Origin of the sequence: Agrobacterium sp. BT-220-3 (assembly GCF_025910175.1) — a bacterium.
Classification (GTDB): Bacteria; Pseudomonadota; Alphaproteobacteria; order Rhizobiales; family Rhizobiaceae; genus Agrobacterium; species Agrobacterium oryzihabitans.
Window position 1 is genome coordinate 776,076 of sequence record NZ_JAPAIX010000002.1, and the last position, 17,500, is coordinate 793,575.

14 protein-coding genes are annotated in these 17,500 nt (G+C 59.9%); all 14 read right to left on the minus strand.

Annotated features, from left to right (window positions below; all coding sequences use genetic code 11):
* Window positions 1–37: 37 nt before the first annotated feature.
* The 14 genes from OK142_RS10140 to ntrB all read right to left on the minus strand — a co-directional run bounded on the left by OK142_RS10140 (window position 38) and on the right by ntrB (window position 17,475).
* Window positions 38–1,759 (minus strand): ABC transporter substrate-binding protein, encoded by a 1,722-nt coding sequence (locus tag OK142_RS10140; protein ID WP_020009199.1) that lies wholly within the window; start codon window positions 1,757–1,759, stop codon window positions 38–40.
* 74 nt (window positions 1,760–1,833) lie between these two features.
* Window positions 1,834–2,127, minus strand: coding sequence for a DUF2160 domain-containing protein (locus OK142_RS10145; protein ID WP_082185239.1), 294 nt, complete (start codon window positions 2,125–2,127; stop codon window positions 1,834–1,836).
* A 2-nt stretch (window positions 2,128–2,129) separates the two neighbouring features.
* Window positions 2,130–3,053, minus strand: coding sequence for a carbohydrate ABC transporter permease (locus tag OK142_RS10150; protein ID WP_082185238.1), 924 nt, complete (start codon window positions 3,051–3,053; stop codon window positions 2,130–2,132).
* Between the two features lie 3 nt (window positions 3,054–3,056).
* Window positions 3,057–3,923, minus strand: a complete 867-nt coding sequence (locus OK142_RS10155) for a carbohydrate ABC transporter permease (protein ID WP_003497951.1) — start codon at window positions 3,921–3,923, stop codon at window positions 3,057–3,059.
* A gap of 2 nt (window positions 3,924–3,925) precedes the next feature.
* The gene (locus OK142_RS10160; protein WP_498682499.1) at window positions 3,926–4,996 is read right to left on the minus strand and encodes an ABC transporter ATP-binding protein; all 1,071 of its coding nucleotides are present in this window, start codon (window positions 4,994–4,996) and stop codon (window positions 3,926–3,928) included.
* Between the two features lie 12 nt (window positions 4,997–5,008).
* The gene (locus tag OK142_RS10165) at window positions 5,009–6,079 is read right to left on the minus strand and encodes an ABC transporter ATP-binding protein (RefSeq protein ID WP_003497953.1); all 1,071 of its coding nucleotides are present in this window, start codon (window positions 6,077–6,079) and stop codon (window positions 5,009–5,011) included.
* A 37-nt stretch (window positions 6,080–6,116) separates the two neighbouring features.
* Window positions 6,117–7,640: a glycerol-3-phosphate dehydrogenase gene (gene glpD, locus OK142_RS10170; protein ID WP_498682501.1), complete on the minus strand. Its 1,524-nt coding sequence runs from the start codon at window positions 7,638–7,640 to the stop codon at window positions 6,117–6,119.
* Window positions 7,641–7,747: 107 nt separating this feature from the next.
* Window positions 7,748–8,521 carry a DeoR/GlpR family DNA-binding transcription regulator gene (locus tag OK142_RS10175; RefSeq protein WP_003497957.1) on the minus strand — a complete coding sequence of 258 codons (774 nt, stop codon included), beginning with the start codon at window positions 8,519–8,521 and terminating at the stop codon, window positions 7,748–7,750.
* Between the two features lie 127 nt (window positions 8,522–8,648).
* Window positions 8,649–10,142, minus strand: coding sequence for a siroheme synthase CysG (gene cysG / locus OK142_RS10180; RefSeq protein WP_498682503.1), 1,494 nt, complete (start codon window positions 10,140–10,142; stop codon window positions 8,649–8,651).
* Window positions 10,114–12,762, minus strand: a complete 2,649-nt coding sequence (locus tag OK142_RS10185; protein ID WP_498682505.1) for a nitrate reductase — start codon at window positions 12,760–12,762, stop codon at window positions 10,114–10,116. Before OK142_RS10185 ends, cysG begins: the two co-directional genes overlap by 29 nt.
* Window positions 12,763–12,976: 214 nt before the next feature.
* The gene (gene nirD, locus OK142_RS10190; RefSeq protein WP_220331703.1) at window positions 12,977–13,312 is read right to left on the minus strand and encodes a nitrite reductase small subunit NirD; all 336 of its coding nucleotides are present in this window, start codon (window positions 13,310–13,312) and stop codon (window positions 12,977–12,979) included.
* A 5-nt stretch (window positions 13,313–13,317) separates the two neighbouring features.
* On the minus strand, window positions 13,318–15,765 hold the full coding sequence (gene nirB / locus OK142_RS10195; protein ID WP_498682507.1) for a nitrite reductase large subunit NirB: 2,448 nt from the start codon (window positions 15,763–15,765) through the stop codon (window positions 13,318–13,320).
* Window positions 15,766–15,770: 5 nt separating this feature from the next.
* Window positions 15,771–16,568, minus strand: a complete 798-nt coding sequence (locus OK142_RS10200) for an ABC transporter ATP-binding protein (RefSeq protein ID WP_444759706.1) — start codon at window positions 16,566–16,568, stop codon at window positions 15,771–15,773.
* Window positions 16,569–16,581: 13 nt separating this feature from the next.
* Window positions 16,582–17,475, minus strand: coding sequence for a nitrate ABC transporter permease (ntrB, locus tag OK142_RS10205; RefSeq protein ID WP_313613969.1), 894 nt, complete (start codon window positions 17,473–17,475; stop codon window positions 16,582–16,584).
* Between the last annotated feature and the right edge of the window lie 25 nt (window positions 17,476–17,500).

Consider the following 17,500-nt stretch of genomic DNA (forward strand, 5'->3'; position numbering starts at 1 on the left):
CGGCAGAGCCGCCCCGGCTTAAGATTTCACGCAGACATTACTTCTGCCAGCTTTTGACCAGTTCGTCGTAATTGACGGTGACCGGCTTTTCCTTTTCGTTGGCGATCTTCAGCTGCGGCGCCAGATTGCCCTTCGAAACGGCGTCCTTGTTCCAGTAGTCGATATCATGTTCTTCCGCCAGTTTCGGGCCGATATCGCCCTGCACACCGGCGCGCTCGATACGGGCCATGACCTTTTCCTGCTCGGCGCAGAGCGAGTCCATCGCAGCCTGAGCGGTTTTCGCACCCGACGACGCATCGCCGATTGCCTGCCACCAGAGCTGTGCCAGCTTCGGATAATCAGGAACGTTGGTGCCGGTCGGCGACCATTGCACGCGGGCCGGCGAGCGATAGAACTCAATGAGACCACCCAGCTTGGAAGCCCGATCCGTGAAGCTCTGGTGATGAATGGTAGAGTCACGGATGAAGGTAAGACCCACATGGCTCTTCTTCACGTCAACGGTTTTCGAAGTCACGAACTGCGCATAAAGCCAAGCGGCCTTGGCACGGTCGTCGGGGGTGGATTTCATCAGCGTCCAGGAGCCCACGTCCTGATAACCGAGCTTCATGCCGTCCTTCCAGTAGACGCCATGCGGCGAAGGCGCGACGCGCCATTTAGGCGAACCGTCCTCGTTCACGACAGGCAGGCCGGGCTTGGCCATGTCGGCGGTAAAGGCCGTGTACCAGAAGATCTGCTGGGCGATGTTGCCCTGCGCCGGCACCGGACCGGATTCGGAGAAGGTCATGCCCTGCGCTTCCGGCGGCGCATATTTCTTCAGCCATTCGAGATATTTCTCGATGGAATAGACCGACGCCGGGCCGTTGGTATCACCACCGCGCGCCACGCAGGAGCCGACCGGCTGCGACTTGTCGTTGACCTTGATGCCCCACTCATCGACCGGCAGACCGTTCGGCAGGCCCTTGTCGCCGTTGCCGGCCATGGAAAGCCAGGCATCGGTGAAGCGCCAGCCGAGTGACGGGTCCTTCTTGCCGTAGTCCATATGGCCGAAGACCTTCTTGCCGCCAACATCGCGGCCGGTGAAGAATTCGGCGATATCCTCATAGGCCGACCAGTTGACGGGAACACCGAGGTCATAACCATACTTGGCCTTGAAATCGGCCTTGTTCTTGTCGTCGTTGAACCAGTCGTAACGGAACCAGTAAAGGTTCGCGAACTGCTGGTCGGGAAGCTGGTAGAGCTTCTTGTCCGGCGCCGTCGTAAAGGCGCTGCCGATGAAATCCTTGAGGTCGAGGCCGGGATTGGTGACGTCCTTGCCCTCATTGGCCATGAAGTCGGTCAGGTTGCGCACCTGCTGATAACGCCAATGCGTTCCGATAAGGTCGCTGTCATTCACCCAGCCGTCGTAAAGGTTCTGGCCGGTCTGCATCTGGGTCTGGATTTTTTCGACGACGTCACCTTCCTGGATGATGTCATGCGTGACCTTGATGCCGGTAATGGCGGTAAAGGCCGGTGCCAGAACCTTCGATTCATATTCATGCGTGGTCAGGGATTCGGAAACCACCTTGATGTCCATGCCGGCGAAAGGTTTCGCGGCATCGATAAACCATTGCAGTTCCTTTTCCTGATCTGCACGCGAAAGCGACGACATATCGCCGATTTCCTTGTCCAGAAACTGCTTTGCTTCCTCCATTCCGGCGAAAGCGGAACCCGTCATTGCCAGCAGCATGGCCGCCGTCGTCGTCATCAGATGCCGTCGCATGTCAGTCCTCCCAAGGGTTTGCGATTGCATGAAGTCTGCGGGTGCGGTTTCCTCCGCCGCACCGTTTTCCTGCTCTAGACAAAACGGAAAACGCCGACGGCGTAGACCAAGGATAGAGCGAGAGCCCACCACAGGTTCGGGCCGACCAGCCCGAGCCATGCGAGATGAATGAAGGCGCTGCCGAGCAGCGAAATGAACAGCCGATCGCCGCGCGTGGTCTCGAAACGCAGCAGGCCGAAGCGGGGGTTGCCGCCGGGTGAGAAATATTCCCAGAACCACATGCCGACGAGCAGCACGGCAATGGCGCCGAAAAACGCCGCCGTCTGCCAGGTCCAGGCCATCCAGGTAAAATCGGGCATCTTCGTCATGGTCAAACCCTCCCCAGCGCAAAGCCCTTGGCGATGTAATTGCGCACGAACCAGATCACCAGCGCGCCCGGAATGAGCGTCAGCACCCCGGCGGCGGCAAGCAGCCCCCAGTCCATGCCGGCGGCGGAAACGGTTCGCGTCATGGTCGCGGCGATCGGCTTGGCGTCGGTCGTCGTCAACGTGCGGGCGATCAGAAGCTCGACCCATGAGAACATGAAGCTGAAGAAACAGGCGACACCGATGCCGGAGGCGATGAGCGGCATGAAGATCTTCACGAAGAATTTCGGGAAGGAGTAGCCGTCGATATAGGCCGTCTCGTCGATCTCCTTCGGCACGCCCGACATGAAGCCTTCGAGGATCCACACCGCCAGCGGCACGTTGAACAGGCAATGCGCCAGTGCCACGGCAATATGCGTGTCGATCAGGCCGAAGGCCGAATAGAGCTGGAAGAAGGGAAGCGCGAAGACGGCGGGCGGCGCCATACGGTTGGTCAGCAGCCAGAAGAACAGGTGCTTGTCGCCCAGAAAGCGATAACGGGAGAAGGCGTAAGCCGCTGGAAGCGCTGCCGCGACCGAAATCACCATGTTCATCACGACGTAGGTAATCGAATTGATGTAACCCGAATACCAGGATGAATCCGTGAAGATCGTCCTGTAGTTCTGCAATGTTGGCTGGTGCGGATAAAGCGTCATGGATGAGACGATTTCCGAATTCGTCTTGAAGCTCATATTGATGAGCCAGTAGATCGGAACGAGTAGAAGGATAATGTAGATCGTCGGCACCAGCCAGGAAAAGCGCGATGGCCCATGGCGGCGGCGCGAGCGCGAATTCGCGGCAAGGCTGGCTAGGGCCGCCGCTGACGCTCTCGCCGACGGATTGCCGATGCCGTTGCGTTCCACGCTTGTGGTGACATCAGAGGCGCTCATGTCTCAAGTCTCCGCGTCGTGGCTGGTCATTACGGTGTAGAACACCCAGGACAGCAGCAGGATGATGAGGAAGTAGATCAGCGACATGGCTGCCGCAGGCCCGAGGTCAAACTGGCCGAGCGCGACCTTCACGAGATCTATGGACAGGAAGGTTGTGGAATTGCCGGGGCCGCCGCCGGTAACCACGAAAGGCTCGGTATAGATCATGAAGCTGTCCATGAAGCGCAGCAGGAAGGCGATCAGCAGCACCCGCTTCATCTTCGGCAGCTGGATGTACCGGAACACCGCAAACCGTGACGCGCCATCGATCCTTGCCGCCTGATAGTAGGCGTCCGGAATGGAGACGAGGCTAGCGTAGCACAACAGCACGACAAGGCTTGTCCAGTGCCACACATCCATGATGATGACCGTAATCCACGCGTCGACCGGATCGTTGACGTAGTTATAGTCGAGCCCAAGCTGATTGGCGTAATAACCGAGCAGTCCGATATCGCTGCGGCCGAACACCTGCCAGATCGTGCCGACAACATTCCAAGGCACCAGCAGCGGCAGCGCCATCGTGACGAGGCAGACCGGAACGCCGATGCCGGATTTCGGCATCTTGAGTGCGATGAATATGCCGAGCGGAATTTCGATCGCCAATATGATGCCGGAAAACACCAGGTTGCGCCCCAGAGCATTCCAGAAGCGATCGGAACTAAGGATTTCCTCGAACCATTGCGTTCCCGCCCAGAAGAACTGGTTGTTGCCGAAGGTGTCCTGTACCGAATAGTTCACGACGGTCATCAGCGGAATGACGGCGGAAAAGGCAACCAGCACCAGCACCGGCAGCACCAAGAACCATGCCCTGTTGTTCCAGCTCTTTTCCATGGTCAGGCTCCCATCTTCACGCGCCAGGAATCGGCAAAGACACCGATGGCGGCCGGATCGAAGCGAACACCCCCCTCCGCCGGAATTTCGTCCTCTTCCGGCACGACGATCGCAAGCTTCTGGCCCGCAAACCGGGCGCGAACGATCTTTTGCCGGCCGATGTCCTCCACCTTGTCGACGGTGATGGGCATGCCGCCCCGCTCCAGCCGTACAAATTCCGGGCGGATACCGATCTCGATCCGCTGTTTCCCGTCAAGCTTCGGCACACCGGCAAGCGGCACGCCAAGGCCACCAACCATTGCCGTTGCGCCATCGATGCTGGCGGGCAGCACGTTCATGCCCGGAGAGCCAATGAAATAACCAACGAAAGTGTGTCCCGGCCGCTCGAAGAGTTCCGCAGGCGTGCCGATCTGAACGATCTGCCCGTCATACATGACCACCACCTTGTCGGCGAAGGTCAGCGCTTCGGTCTGATCGTGGGTGACATAGACCATGGTGAAACCGGACTGGCGGTGCAGGCGTTTCAGCTGCGAGCGCAGCACCCATTTCATGTGCGGATCGATCACCGTCAGCGGCTCATCGAAAAGAATGGCGTTGACGTCGGATCGCACCAGTCCCCGCGCCAGCGAAATCTTCTGCTTCTGGTCCGCCGTCAGTCCCCGCGCGCGGCGTTTGGCCATGCCGGAAAGATCGGTCATCTCCAGGATTTCCTGCACGCGGCGGTCGACCTCGGCTTCCGGCACATGCCGGTTGCGCAGCGGAAAGGCCAGATTGTCGTAAACCGTCATCGTGTCGTAAACGACCGGGAACTGGAAAACCTGGGCAATGTTGCGGTCTTCGGTCGCAAGATCGGTAACGTCAGTTCCGTCAAAGGCGATGCGGCCCTCAGAGGGGCGCAGCAGCCCGGAAATGATGTTGAGCAAGGTGGTCTTGCCACAACCGGAAGGACCGAGCAGCGCATAGGCGCCGCCATCCTCCCATTCGTGATGCACTTCCTTCAGGGCGTAGTCGCCTGCCGCCTGCGCCTTGGCATTGTAAGCGTGGCGAATATGATCGAGCGTGATGCGTGCCATGATCGATCTCCCTCAAGCCGCTTCGCCGATGGCGTGGCCGTTTTCATCGAAAGCCATCAGGTGCCGCGTATCGAGAAAAAGCTCGATCTCCGTATCCGGCTCGATGTCGTGAATGCCCTGCGCCAGCATGACCCAGCGCTGGCCTGAAAATTCGACGTGGACGAAGCTTTCCGACCCGGCAATCTCCGAAATCAGTGTCCGCGCCCGGATGGATTGCGCCGCCTGCCCTTTGCGATGCGGGAAGAGATGATGCGGCTGGAAGGCGATAGTCAACGGCCCGTCCGGCAAGGTGGCAAGATGCTGCGGAACCATGACGACGGCCCGGTCCACCCGGGTAAAGGCATCACCGGTCTTGATGACCTCGATGGTGTTGAGCGGCGGATCGGCGAAGATTTTGGCAGTCACGATATCAACCGGCTGCCGGTAAACCTCGATCGTGCGGTTGAATTGCGTCACCCGCCCTTCGTTGAGCGTCGCCGTATTGCCACCAAGCAGCAGCGCCTCGGAGGGTTCGGTGGTGGCATAAACGAAGATCGCGCCGGATTCCGCAAAGATGCGCGGCAATTCCTCACGCAATTCCTCGCGCAGCTTGTAATCGAGATTGGCCAGCGGCTCGTCGAGCAGCACCAGATTGGCATTCTTGACGATGGCGCGGGCAAGCGCCGTGCGCTGTTGCTGGCCACCCGAAAGATTGAGCGGTGTGCGATCAAGATAAGGCGTCAGCTTTAAAAGCTCGGCGGCTTTTCTGACCTCCCTGTCGATTGTCGCCTGATCCTTGCCGGCGACACGCATCGGCGAGGCGATGTTTTCGTAAACGCTGAGCGCCGGATAATTGATGAACTGCTGATAGACCATGGCGACGTTACGTTTCTGCACCGGCCAGCCCGTCACATCTTCGCCGTTGAAAAAGATCGCACCGCCGCTTGGCTTGTCCAGCCCGGCCATCAGCCGCATGAGCGTCGTCTTGCCCGAAAGTGTCGGTCCAAGCAGGACGTTCAGGCTTCCGCGCTGCAACGTCAGATCGGTCGGGTGAATGTGATATTCACCGCCGGCCATCTTCGAGACGTTTCGCAATTCAAGCATGGTGATCCAAAGCCTCCTCCGCTTTTCGTCCGGATCGTCAGATTGCCTTCAAGCGTTCACCTGCAATGTCTTCGATATAATCCTCCAGCCCGCGCACCTCTTCGGGGGTTAAAAAGAGCCCCTGCTTGGTGCGGCGCCACAGAATGTCCTCCACCGTCAGCGCCCACTCCCGCGCCATCAGCCAGCGCACCTCGGTCTCATAAAGCGTACCGCCGAAATGCCTACCCAGTGCCGCCTTCTCGCTGGCATTGCCGATCATCGCTGCCGCGTCCGTCCCGTAGCAGCGGACAAGCCGCTGGGCGTGACGCTCATCGAGGAAAGGATAATGCGACCGCAGTGCCGTAACTTCTTTGGCATAGGCTTCGGCACCGAAGTTCCCGCCTGGCAAATGCGAACCTGCCGTCCATGGCGAGCCCTTTTCATCCAGCGCCTCGCCGATTTTTTCAAGAGCATGTTCGGCAAGCCGCCGATAGGTGGTGAGCTTGCCGCCGAAGATATTGAGGAGCGGCGCTTCGCCTTCAGCCCCTTCGGTTTTCAGCACATAATCGCGGGTCGCTTCCTGCGCTTTCGATGCGCCGTCGTCAAACAGCGGCCGCACGCCGGAATAGGTCCAGACGATATCGGCCGGCGTCACCGGCTCAGCGAAATATTCGCTCGCCGCGCTGCAAAGATAGCTGATCTCCTCATCGCTGATCTTAACAGCACGGGGGTCGGCGGTATAGTCGCGATCCGTCGTACCGATCAGCGTAAAGTCCTGTTCATAGGGGATGGCGAAGATGATGCGGCCGTCCGGATTCTGGAAAAAATAGGCACGCGGATCGGAAAACTTCCTGCGCACGATGATGTGGCTGCCCTGCACGAGGCGAACATTGTGGACATTGTTCTTGCCGAATGTCGACGCCAGAACCTTGTCCACCCAAGGGCCGGCGGCATTCACCAGCATGCGCGCCCGATAGGTAGCGGTTTCTCCGGCCGCACTTTTTGTTTCGACCCGCCAGAAGGCGCCTTCGCGCCGCGCCGAAACGACCTGCGTGCGGTTGAGGATCAGGGCGCCGCGATCGGCCGCATCCCGGGCGTTCAGCACCACCAGCCGGGCATCGTCCACCCAGCCGTCGGAATATTCGAAAGCCTTGGCAAAAACCGGTTTTAGCGGTTTTCCGGCCGGATCACGGCGCAGATCGAGTGAGCGGGTGGCAGGCAGAAGCTTGCGGCCGCCGAGATGGTCGTAAAGAAAAAGCCCGAGACGAACGAGCCAGGCCGGGCGCACGCCGCCCTTCTGGAACGGCAGCACGAAGCGCATCGGCCAGATGATGTGCGGCGCCATGGCCCACAGCACCTCACGCTCCATCAGCGCTTCGCGCACCAGACGAAACTCGTAATGTTCGAGATAACGCAAACCGCCATGGATGAGCTTGGTGGCGGCGGAAGAGGTGCCGGAGGCAAAATCGTTCATTTCCGCAAGTGCGACGGAATAGCCCCTGCCGACGGCGTCACGCGCAATGCCGCAGCCATTGATGCCGCCGCCGATCACGAAAATATCGTGGATTGCCTCGTCAGACATGGACCCTCCCGCGCTTTCATCAACGCTCTCCCCATCGACATATTGAAAGCATGGCCATCTAATTCGAAGATAAAACGAATGTCAAACGAAATTCCGGTGGCGGCAGATCAGGGCTCACGCGTCTCTGTTTCGATCAGCCGGACATCGTGATCGGCACAGATGGATCGGATCGAATCGACCGGACAATGATCCGTGATAAAGGTGTGCACCTGCGACAGATGGCCGATGCGCACCGGTGCCGTGCGCTCGAATTTCAGCGAATCCGACACCAGAATGACGTGGCGGGCGTTGGAGATGATCGCCTGCGCGACCTTGACCTCGCGAAAGTCGAAATCCAGCAGGGCGCCATCCTCATCAATCGCCGACACGCCGATAACGGCGAAATCGACCTTGAACTGGCGGATGAAATCCACCGCCGCCTCGCCGACGATACCACCATCGGAACCACGCACAACGCCGCCGGCGATCACCACTTCAATGCCCGGAAAAACCCGCAACCTGTTGGCAACATTAATGTTGTTGGTGATGACCATCAGCTCGTGATGGTCCGCCAGCGCTTCACCCACCGCCTCGGTCGTCGTGCCGATATTGATGAAGAGGGAAGAGTTGTTGGGGATGAGGGCAGCGGCAGCGGCCCCGATCGCCTGCTTTTCCGAAGAGGCGATAGCGCGCCTCGCCTCGTATTTGACGTTCTCATTGCCGCTCGGGAAAAGCGCCCCGCCATGGATGCGCGTCAGCACGCGCGTGTCGCACAGATCGTTGAGGTCCTTGCGGATTGTCTGGGGGGTCACCGAAAACCGCGCGGCCAATTCATCGACCAGCACCCGCCCGTTCGCTTTTGCCAGTGCGACGATTTCATCCTGACGCGGTGTAAGCAGCATTTCACCCTCCCTCCTCTTTCAATTTTTTCGTTTCATTGAAGAGCGAACGAAAAACCAATGTCAAGGGACGGTTTTATAGGGGGCGATAGCGACCGACTTGTGGGCATACGCAAACGGCGCACCCGCATTACCCGGCAAGCTTGTTAGCCGGCTTTTGAATTGGCGCAGATACCGGCTCCTGCGTGCTGGCACCGGAAAACATTGAGGACACGGCACCAAACGCATCGCCGATGCCGATCAGCACCGGTTCGTTCACGCCCAGCCTCGTAATTGCCGCAGCCAGTTGCGCAAGCGAACCGCACCAGCGCTGTTCGTTTGAACGGCTAACAGAAATCATGACGGCAACGGGCGTTGAGGCAGGCATGCCGTGCGCAAGCAAGGAAGACTGGATCTCGGTCGCGGTTCGCCCGCCCATATAAAAGACAGTGGTTATCGAGGGATCTGAAAGCGTTTTCCAGTCGATATTGTCCGGCAGCTTTCCCTGTCGGGAATGTCCGGTGACGAAGCGGACCGACTGCGCGTGGTCGCGATGCGTCAGTGATACACCGAGGCGCGAAGCCATGGCGCTTGCGGCGGTGATGCCTGGCACGACTTCGACCGGGATGTTTTCGGCTTCCAGCGCCGCGATCTCCTCGCCGGCGCGCCCGAAAATCATCGGATCGCCGGATTTCAGCCGAACCACCCGTTTGCCGGCTTTGGCGAGGCGGATCATCATCTCGTTGATATCCTCCTGCCTGCAGCTTTCCCGGCCGCCGCGCTTGCCGACAAGCATGCGCTTGGCCTCGCGCCGCGCTAGCTCCAGTACTTCCGTTGAAACGAGATCATCGAACAGGATGACATCAGCCGCCTGTAGGGCGCGCACCGCTTTTAGTGTCAACAGTTCTGCATCGCCCGGTCCAGCACCAACAAGCGTCACAAGGCCAAGCGCCGATCCTGCCCGGCTGGCCGGCATTCCGATATCTGCGAGCAGCCGTTCTTCGCTGCTCTCGCCCAGCCTTTCGGTAAACGCCCGGTCGACAAATTTTTCCCAGAAAAACCGTCGCGCCGGACCGGGGGCGAGTCGCAGATTGACGCGATCACGGATCGTCTGGGCAAGCGAGCCCCAATCCTTCAGCGAAAGTGGCAGTAATGTCTCAATGCGCCGGCGGATGGCCTGCGCTAGAATCGGCGCTGCCCCATCGGTAGAGATCGACACCACCACCGGCGATCGATTGACGATTGAGCCAAACTGGAACTGGCAGAATTCCGTCTTGTCGATGACGTTGACTGGAACGCCGGCCGCACGCGCGGCATCGTAAAATCTTCCGGCTTCCGCATCGGTTTCGCAATCCGCCAGCGCCAGTTCCGCACCTTTGAAAATATCCGGAGCCCACGAACGGTCATGCCATGTCAGCATCGTGCTTTTTGCGAAGACCGCCGCAAAGCTTTCCGCAAGCTCGCTTTCCTCGCAATAGAGATGAAGTTCCGCCCCGCAGGCCAGCAGCAGTTCAGCCTTCCACGCGGCACCGTCCGATCCACCCGCTAACACCACGCGCTTGCCCTCGAGCCCCCAGAAGACTGGCAACTTGGCGAGCTTCTCCATGCGGGCCGGTTCATTCCGCTGCGGTTTTAAGGCATCCATCGATGATCCCCCTGATTTCAGCGCGGCAGGAGCCGCAATTGGTCCCGGCATTCAGCGCCCCGCCGATGGCTTCGACGCTGTGGCACCCGTCGCGGATCGCAGCTGTGATCTGGTTCACCCCGACATTGAAGCAGGAGCAGACAGTCGCGCCCGGATCGGCCCGGCCGGCTCCCGGACGACCGGCGACCAGCGCAAAACGCATGCGCAAATCCTCATGGCGTTCGTTCAGTTGCGATATCGCCCAGTTGCGGGCAACGGCCACCGGCTCTCTGGCGACGAACAGCGCCGCCAGCAACGTTTCGCCGTCGAAGAAGGCAAGGCGCAAATCGCCGGTCTGCCGGTCGCTGTAACCCAGCGGCTCGATCCGGGCATCTATGCCGAAGACCTGCCGCGCCCAGAGCGTCCAGTCCTGCGGTTCTTCTTCGAAAGCAAGCTCCATGCGATAGCCGCCATCTGCCTTGGCAATGGCCCAGTACGCACAATCCGGCGCAACGGGCCGCGTGCGGGAGATGGCGAAACCATAGGCCTTGGCCTCGAACCGTGTTGCCTTCACGCCCATGTTTTTCGAGGCTGGCTGGCCGGAATGCGGGTCCGTTACCGGAGCCACAACCATATCGATCCGCGCCCGCGAGGCGAACTGATCGTTCCAGTGCATCGGCGCAAAGACCGAGCCGCGCGCCTGCCTTTCGCTGACCAGCGCACGCAGCAGAACCTTGCCATGCGGGCTTTCCAGCTCCACCAGATCGGCGCTTTCAATTCCCAATGCCTTCGCATCGTGGGGGTGAAGTTCGGCGAAGGGTTCGGCGATATGGGCGGTAAGCCGGGCGCTTTTGCCCGTGCGGGTCATGGTGTGCCATTGATCGCGAATGCGGCCGGTATTCAGCGTCAGCGGATAATCCGGCGATGTTCTGCCGGTCTGCGGCAAAGCGGTGGCGATGAACCGCGCCTTGCCATCGGCATGATAAAAACGGCCATCCGCGAAAAAACGGGTAACGGCGGCCTCGCCGGGTCCTGCCTTCGGCCATTGAAAGGGTGCCATCGTATCGTATGAATCCCGGTCGATCCCGCTGATATCGAAATCGCGGCTTCCGGCATTCTCGAAACCGGAAAGGGCAGCATGTTCGGCAAAAATCTCGGATGGTTGCCGGTAAGTGAAAGCGGCGTCGAAACCCATGCGCCTCCCCACTTCAGCCAATTGCCACCAGTCGGCCTTTGCTTGGCCGGGTGCGTCGAGAAAGCCGCGCTGGCGGGAAATCCGCCGTTCCGAATTGGTAACCGTACCGTTTTTCTCCCCCCAGCCGAGTGACGGCAACAGCACATGGGCATGACGGGCCGTGTCTGTACCGGCCATGACATCGGATACCACGACAAAGGGACAGGCCTTGATCGCCGCCTCGACGGCGCCGGCATCCGGCATGGAAACGACCGGGTTGGTGGCCATGATCCACAGCGCCTTGATGCGGCCTTCGGCCACCGCCCTGAACATATCAACCGCTTTCAGGCCGGGCTTTTGCGCAATGGCGGGTGAAGCCCAGAAGCGCTGCACACGATCACGGTCTTCGGCGCTTTCGATGGCCATATGGGCGGCCAGCATGTTGGCCAGCCCGCCGACTTCTCGTCCACCCATGGCATTCGGCTGACCGGTTAGCGAAAACGGCCCCATGCCCGGCCTGCCGATGCGGCCGGTGGCAAGGTGGCAATTGATGATGGCGTTGACCTTGTCCGTGCCGCTCTGCGACTGGTTGACGCCCTGACTGTAACAGGTGACGGTTTTTTCGGTGCGTTTGAACAATTCGTAAAAGGAAATCAGTGCGGCAATCGTCAGGCCCGTGGCTTCGGCGATCTCCGACAGACTGTGTCCGGTTGCTGCCTGTATCGCTGCATCAAAACCGACCGTGTGGTTTTCCACATAACCGCGATCGATTGCAGGACTATCGGAAAGATGCGCCAGCAAGCCGGTAAACAGCGCCACATCTCCATCCGGGCGAATGGCGAGGTGCATGTCGGCAATATCGGCGCTCATCGTCCGGCGCGGATCGATAACGACGACTTTCATTTCCGGCCGCGCGACCTTTGCCGCCGCAAGCCTTTGGTAAAGCACCGGATGGCACCAGGCGAGATTGGAACCGGTGAGGATCACCAGATCGGCAAGCTCCATATCCTCATAGGTGCCCGGCACCGTATCGGCCCCGAAGGCACGGCGATGGCCGGCGACGGAAGACGACATGCAGAGCCTTGAATTGGTATCGATATTGGCCGAGCCGATGAAACCCTTCATCAGCTTGTTGGCGAGGTAATAATCCTCGGTCAGCAATTGGCCGGAGACGTAAAAGGCAACGGAATCCGTGCCGTGTTCGGCGATGGCTTGAGAAAACCGGGAGGCGACGAGGTCAAGCGCTTCGTCCCATGCCGCCCGCCTGCCGCTGATTTCAGGGTGGAGCAGGCGACCGTCGAGATCGATGGTCTCAGCCAGAGCCGAACCTTTGGAACATAGTCTTCCGAAATTGGCGGGGTGGTCCTGATCGCCTCTGACGGAAACGACGCCATTATCATTGACGGTGGCGATGACGCCGCAGCCGACGCCGCAATAAGGACAGGTGGTTTTTGTTTCAGTGGGCATGGGTTTGCCCTCTCAGTGCGTGGCGGTTACCCCCCTCTGTCCTGCCGGACATCTCCCCCTCAAGGGGGGAGATCAATCGCGGCACAAACTTCCATTCACAACTGGCGTCGTCGCCGGTGGAGAGGGAACGAGTAGCTTTCCGCTTGTCGATCTCCCCCCCTGAGGGGGAGATGTCCGGCAGGACAGAGGGGGGTAACGCCACCGCCATCGCAATTCACTCCGCCGCGATCATCAAGGTTTCAAGCGCGATGGAAAGCCGACCATCCAGATTACGCACCGGAATGGTCCTTACCTCACCCTCATCCGCCCCTAGCGCCTTGCCGGTTTCCAGCGAAATCACCCAATTGTGCAGCGGACACGTCACCGATGCGCCATGCACGATGCCCTGGCTCAGCGGCCCGCCCTTGTGCGGGCAATGGTCCTCGATGGCGAAGACGTGATTTTCCGCCGTGCGGAACACGGCGATCTTGCCCATCGGCGTTTTGACGCAACGCGCGCCGCGCAGCGGAATGTCGGAGATATCGCCAATATCGATCCAGTTGCTGTCCATCGTTATCACTCCGCCGCTTCACTGAAACCGATTGCCGCCATGGGCCTGAATTCGTGCTTGTCGTGGCCGGATACGCGTTCCGACCAGGGATCGACCTGCGCGAATTTCTGGCTGAAGACGAAGCGATCGAAATAGGCCTTGCGCTTTTCCGCATCGTCCATGATCTGGCGGCGGATTTCGTCGTAACCGATGCGCTTGGCCCATTTGTAGATGCGCTCGAGATAGCGCGCCTGTTCGCGATACATCTGCGTCAGCGCCACGATATGCTCCAGCGCGTCATCCTCGGTTTTGACGAGACCCAGAACTTCCGTGCCCTTGATATCGAGACCGGCGGCACCGGCAAAATGGATCTCGAAACCGGAATCGACGCAGATGACGCCGATATCCTTGCAGGTGGCCTCCGCGCAGTTGCGCGGACAGCCGGAGACGGCGAGTTTCAACTTGGCGGGCGTCCATGAGCCCCACATGAATTTTTCGATGCGGATGCCAAGGCCGGTGGAATCCTGCGTGCCGAAGCGGCACCATTGTTCGCCCACGCAGGTCTTTACGGTGCGGAGCCCCTTGGCATAGGCCTGACCGGAAATGAAACCGGCCTTGCCGAGATCGGCCCAGACCGCCGGCAAATCCTCCTTCTCGATGCCGAGGAGGTCGATACGCTGGCCGCCGGTCACCTTCACCATCGGGATTTCGAACTTGTCGACCACATCCGCAATTGCCCGGAGTTCGGAGGAGGATGTGACGCCGCCCCACATGCGCGGCACGACGGAATAGGTGCCGTCCTTCTGGATATTGGCGTGAACACGCTCATTGATATAACGCGACTGATAATCGTCGGCATATTCATCCGGAAAATCGCAGACGAGGTAATAATTGAGCGCCGGCCGGCATTTGGCGCAGCCGCAGGAGGTTTTCCATTCCAGTTCCTGCATCACGGCGGGAATGGTCTTCAGCCCCTTGGCCTTGATGAGACGGCGCACATCGTCATGGCCGAGATCGGTGCATTTGCACATGGGCTGCACGGCAGCGGGGTTGTAGCTGTCGCCAAGCGTCAGCGTCATAAGCTGCTCGACAAGGCCGGTGCAATTGCCGCAGGAGGCGGACGCCTTGGTGTGGGCGCGCACATCGTCGAGAGAAGCCAGCCCCTTGGAGGTGATGGCCGAGGTGATCTTGCCCTTGCAGACGCCGTTGCAGCCGCAGATTTCCGCATCATCCGGCAAGGCTGCAACGGCCGCCATAGGGTCCAGCGGCGACCCTCCCTGATAGGCCTGGCCGAAGATCAGGGTTTCACGCATGGCGGAAATATCGGTCGATTTCTTCATCAGGTCGAAGAACCACGACCCATCTGCCGTCTCGCCGTAAAGCACCGTGCCAATGATGCGGTTTTCCTTGAGGATCAGACGCTTGTAGACGCCGGCGGTGGCATCACGCAGCACGATCTCCTCCCGGTCGTCGCCCTCCGCGAAATCGCCGGCGGAAAACAGGTTGATGCCGGTGACCTTCAGCTTGGTATTGGTGACGGAGCCGTGATATTCGGCCGAACCGCCGCACAGCCGGTCCGCCAGCACGCGGGCCGATTCATAAAGCGGCGCAACGAGGCCATAGCACATGCCGCGATGTTCGGCGCATTCGCCGAGCGCATAGATCGAGGCGTCCGACGTCATCATGCCGTCATCCACCACGATGCCGCGATTGACGGCGATGCCGGCTTCCTTGGCAAGACCCGAGGCAGGACGGATGCCGACCGCCATCACAACCATATCACCCTTGATGACGCGCCCGTCTTCCAGCTCGATGCCTTCGACCTTCTCCTCACCCAGAATGCACTTGGTGTTGGCCTTGGTGATGATGTCGATGCCGCGCTCGTTCAGCGCCTTTTCTAAGAGATAAGCCGCTGCCGGATCGAGCTGGCGCTCCATGATCGTTGGCATCAGGTGGATGACGGTGACATCCATGCCCTGACGCTTGAGGCCGTAAGCCGCTTCCAGTCCGAGAAGACCCGCGCCGATGACGATGGCGCGGCCTTTGCCCTCGGCGATTTCCAGCATCTTCGTCACATCGTCGAGATCGCGATAGGCAAGCACACCAGGCAACTGATGGCCGGGAACGGGTATGATGAAGGGCAGGGAACCGGTGGCGATCACCAGTCTGTCGTAAGAGGCCGTGATGCCGTTTTCGCTGGTCACGGTCTTCCTGTCGCGGTCGATACCGGTGACCTTCGCGCCCTTGTGCAGCGTGACATTGTTAGCCGCATACCATTCGTCATTGTGGATGACGATGTCTTCATAGCTCTTTTCGCCTGAGAGCACCGGCGAGAGCATGATGCGGTCGTAATTGACGCGCGGCTCGGCGTTGAAAATGGTGACGTCGTAAAGGCCGGGAGCGGTTTCGAACAGGTTTTCCAGCATGCGCCCCGGCGCCATGCCATTGCCGATGATGACGAGTTTTTGCGTCATGGGCGTTACTCCGCAGCTTCGACGAAGCGGTGACGTTCGTAAAGGAACTTCAGCACGGCCTCGCGGCATTTGAGGTAGGTTTTGTCGGATGCGAGCTCGATGCGGTTGCGCGGGCGCGGCAGCGGCACCTCCAGCACTTCGCCGATATGGGCGGCGGGTCCGTTGGTCATCATCACGATACGGTCGGAAAGCAGCACCGCCTCGTCCACATCATGGGTGATCATGACCATGGTGTTGCCGAGACGGGCGTGGATTTCCATCACCGCGTCCTGAAGATGGGCGCGGGTCAGCGCGTCCAGCGCGCCGAAGGGCTCGTCCAGCAGCAGGATTTTCGGCTCCATGGCGAGCGCGCGGGCAATGCCGACGCGCTGTTTCATGCCGCCGGAAATTTCAGACGGTTTCTTGTCTTTTGCATGGGCCATCTGCACGAGATCGAGATTGCGCATGACCCAGTCGTGCCGCTCGGCCCGTGTCTTGGTGTTGCGGAACACTTTTTCCACGGCGAGATTGACGTTTTCATAGACCGAAAGCCAGGGCAGCAGGCTGTGGTTCTGGAACACGACGGCGCGTTCCGGGCCAGGTTCGTTGACCTCCCGGTTTTCGAGAAGCACCGCACCGGCGGAAACTTTCGTCAGCCCGGCGATGAGGTTGAGCATGGTGGATTTGCCGCAGCCGGAATGGCCGATGACGGAGACGAATTCGCCTTTTTCGATGGTGAGGTTGATGCCTTTCAGCACCTCGGCGCGCGAACCGCCCTTGTCGAAATATTTGTCGATGTGATCGAGCTTGAGATAAGCGTTCATGATCGTCGCCCTCTTAATTTGCCGCAGCGCCGCGGGTGATGACCTTGCCGAGCGCTGCCACCAGCTTGTCGAGCACAAAGCCGACGACGCCGATGTAGACGAGCGCCACGATGATGTCGGGCAGGCGCGAGGAGTTCCACGCATCCCAGATGAAGAAGCCGATGCCGACGCCGCCGGTCAGCATTTCCGCCGCGACGATTGCGAGCCACGAAAGGCCGACACCGATACGCAGACCGGTGAAGATGTAGGGTGCCGCCGAAGGCAGCATGATCTTGAAGAAGAATTCGATCTGGTTGAGCCGCAGCACCTGCGCGACATTTCGGTAATCCTGCGGAATATTGCGCACGCCGACTGCGGTATTGATGATGACCGGCCAGATGGAGGTGATGAAGATCACGAAAATGGCCGACGGGTTGCTGTCCTGAAAGGCAGCGAGCGAAAGCGGCAACCATGCCAGCGGCGGCACCGTGCGCAGCACCTGAAAGATAGGGTCTAGACCGCGCATGGCCCAGACCGACTGGCCTATCACTGCACCGAGGATGATGCCGGCAATGGCGGCGAGGCCGAAACCGTAAGCTACACGCTCCAGCGAGACCAACACACGCAGGCCGAGGCCGATATCCTGCGAACCGTTATGGAAGAACGGCGATACGATGAGATCGTAGCTCTCCTCGAAGACTTGGCTCGGGGGCGGCAGCGATGAGCCGGGGGCGGAACAGAGAAGCTGCCAGATACCGAGCAGCACGGCGAGGACGATGAACGGCGGTATGATGTTACGGGCCGCCGCCGCGCCCCATTTGCGCAGATCGATCCGCGAGACGGATTTCGGCGCCAGTGCCACGACGTTTGCCTTCTGTGCCACCGGTTGCTGCGGCTCTTCTTTGAATTTTCGGGCCAATGCGGACATGGACGTTTCCTCTTGATTTCGGTTG

Bases quoted from the DNA above. Each gene is read 5' to 3' on its own strand.
- OK142_RS10140 (WP_020009199.1), bottom strand. From the start codon at position 1,759: ATGCGACGGCATCTGATGACGACGACGGCGGCCATGCTGCTGGCAATG.
- OK142_RS10145 (WP_082185239.1), bottom strand. From the start codon at position 2,127: ATGACGAAGATGCCCGATTTTACCTGGATGGCCTGGACCTGGCAGACG.
- OK142_RS10150 (WP_082185238.1), bottom strand. From the start codon at position 3,053: ATGAGCGCCTCTGATGTCACCACAAGCGTGGAACGCAACGGCATCGGC.
- OK142_RS10155 (WP_003497951.1), bottom strand. From the start codon at position 3,923: ATGGAAAAGAGCTGGAACAACAGGGCATGGTTCTTGGTGCTGCCGGTG.
- OK142_RS10160 (WP_498682499.1), bottom strand. From the start codon at position 4,996: ATGGCACGCATCACGCTCGATCATATTCGCCACGCTTACAATGCCAAG.
- OK142_RS10165 (WP_003497953.1), bottom strand. From the start codon at position 6,079: ATGCTTGAATTGCGAAACGTCTCGAAGATGGCCGGCGGTGAATATCAC.
- glpD (WP_498682501.1), bottom strand. From the start codon at position 7,640: ATGTCTGACGAGGCAATCCACGATATTTTCGTGATCGGCGGCGGCATC.
- OK142_RS10175 (WP_003497957.1), bottom strand. From the start codon at position 8,521: ATGCTGCTTACACCGCGTCAGGATGAAATCGTCGCACTGGCAAAAGCG.
- cysG (WP_498682503.1), bottom strand. From the start codon at position 10,142: ATGGATGCCTTAAAACCGCAGCGGAATGAACCGGCCCGCATGGAGAAG.
- OK142_RS10185 (WP_498682505.1), bottom strand. From the start codon at position 12,762: ATGCCCACTGAAACAAAAACCACCTGTCCTTATTGCGGCGTCGGCTGC.
- nirD (WP_220331703.1), bottom strand. From the start codon at position 13,312: ATGGACAGCAACTGGATCGATATTGGCGATATCTCCGACATTCCGCTG.
- nirB (WP_498682507.1), bottom strand. From the start codon at position 15,765: ATGACGCAAAAACTCGTCATCATCGGCAATGGCATGGCGCCGGGGCGC.
- OK142_RS10200 (WP_444759706.1), bottom strand. From the start codon at position 16,568: ATGAACGCTTATCTCAAGCTCGATCACATCGACAAATATTTCGACAAG.
- ntrB (WP_313613969.1), bottom strand. From the start codon at position 17,475: ATGTCCGCATTGGCCCGAAAATTCAAAGAAGAGCCGCAGCAACCGGTG.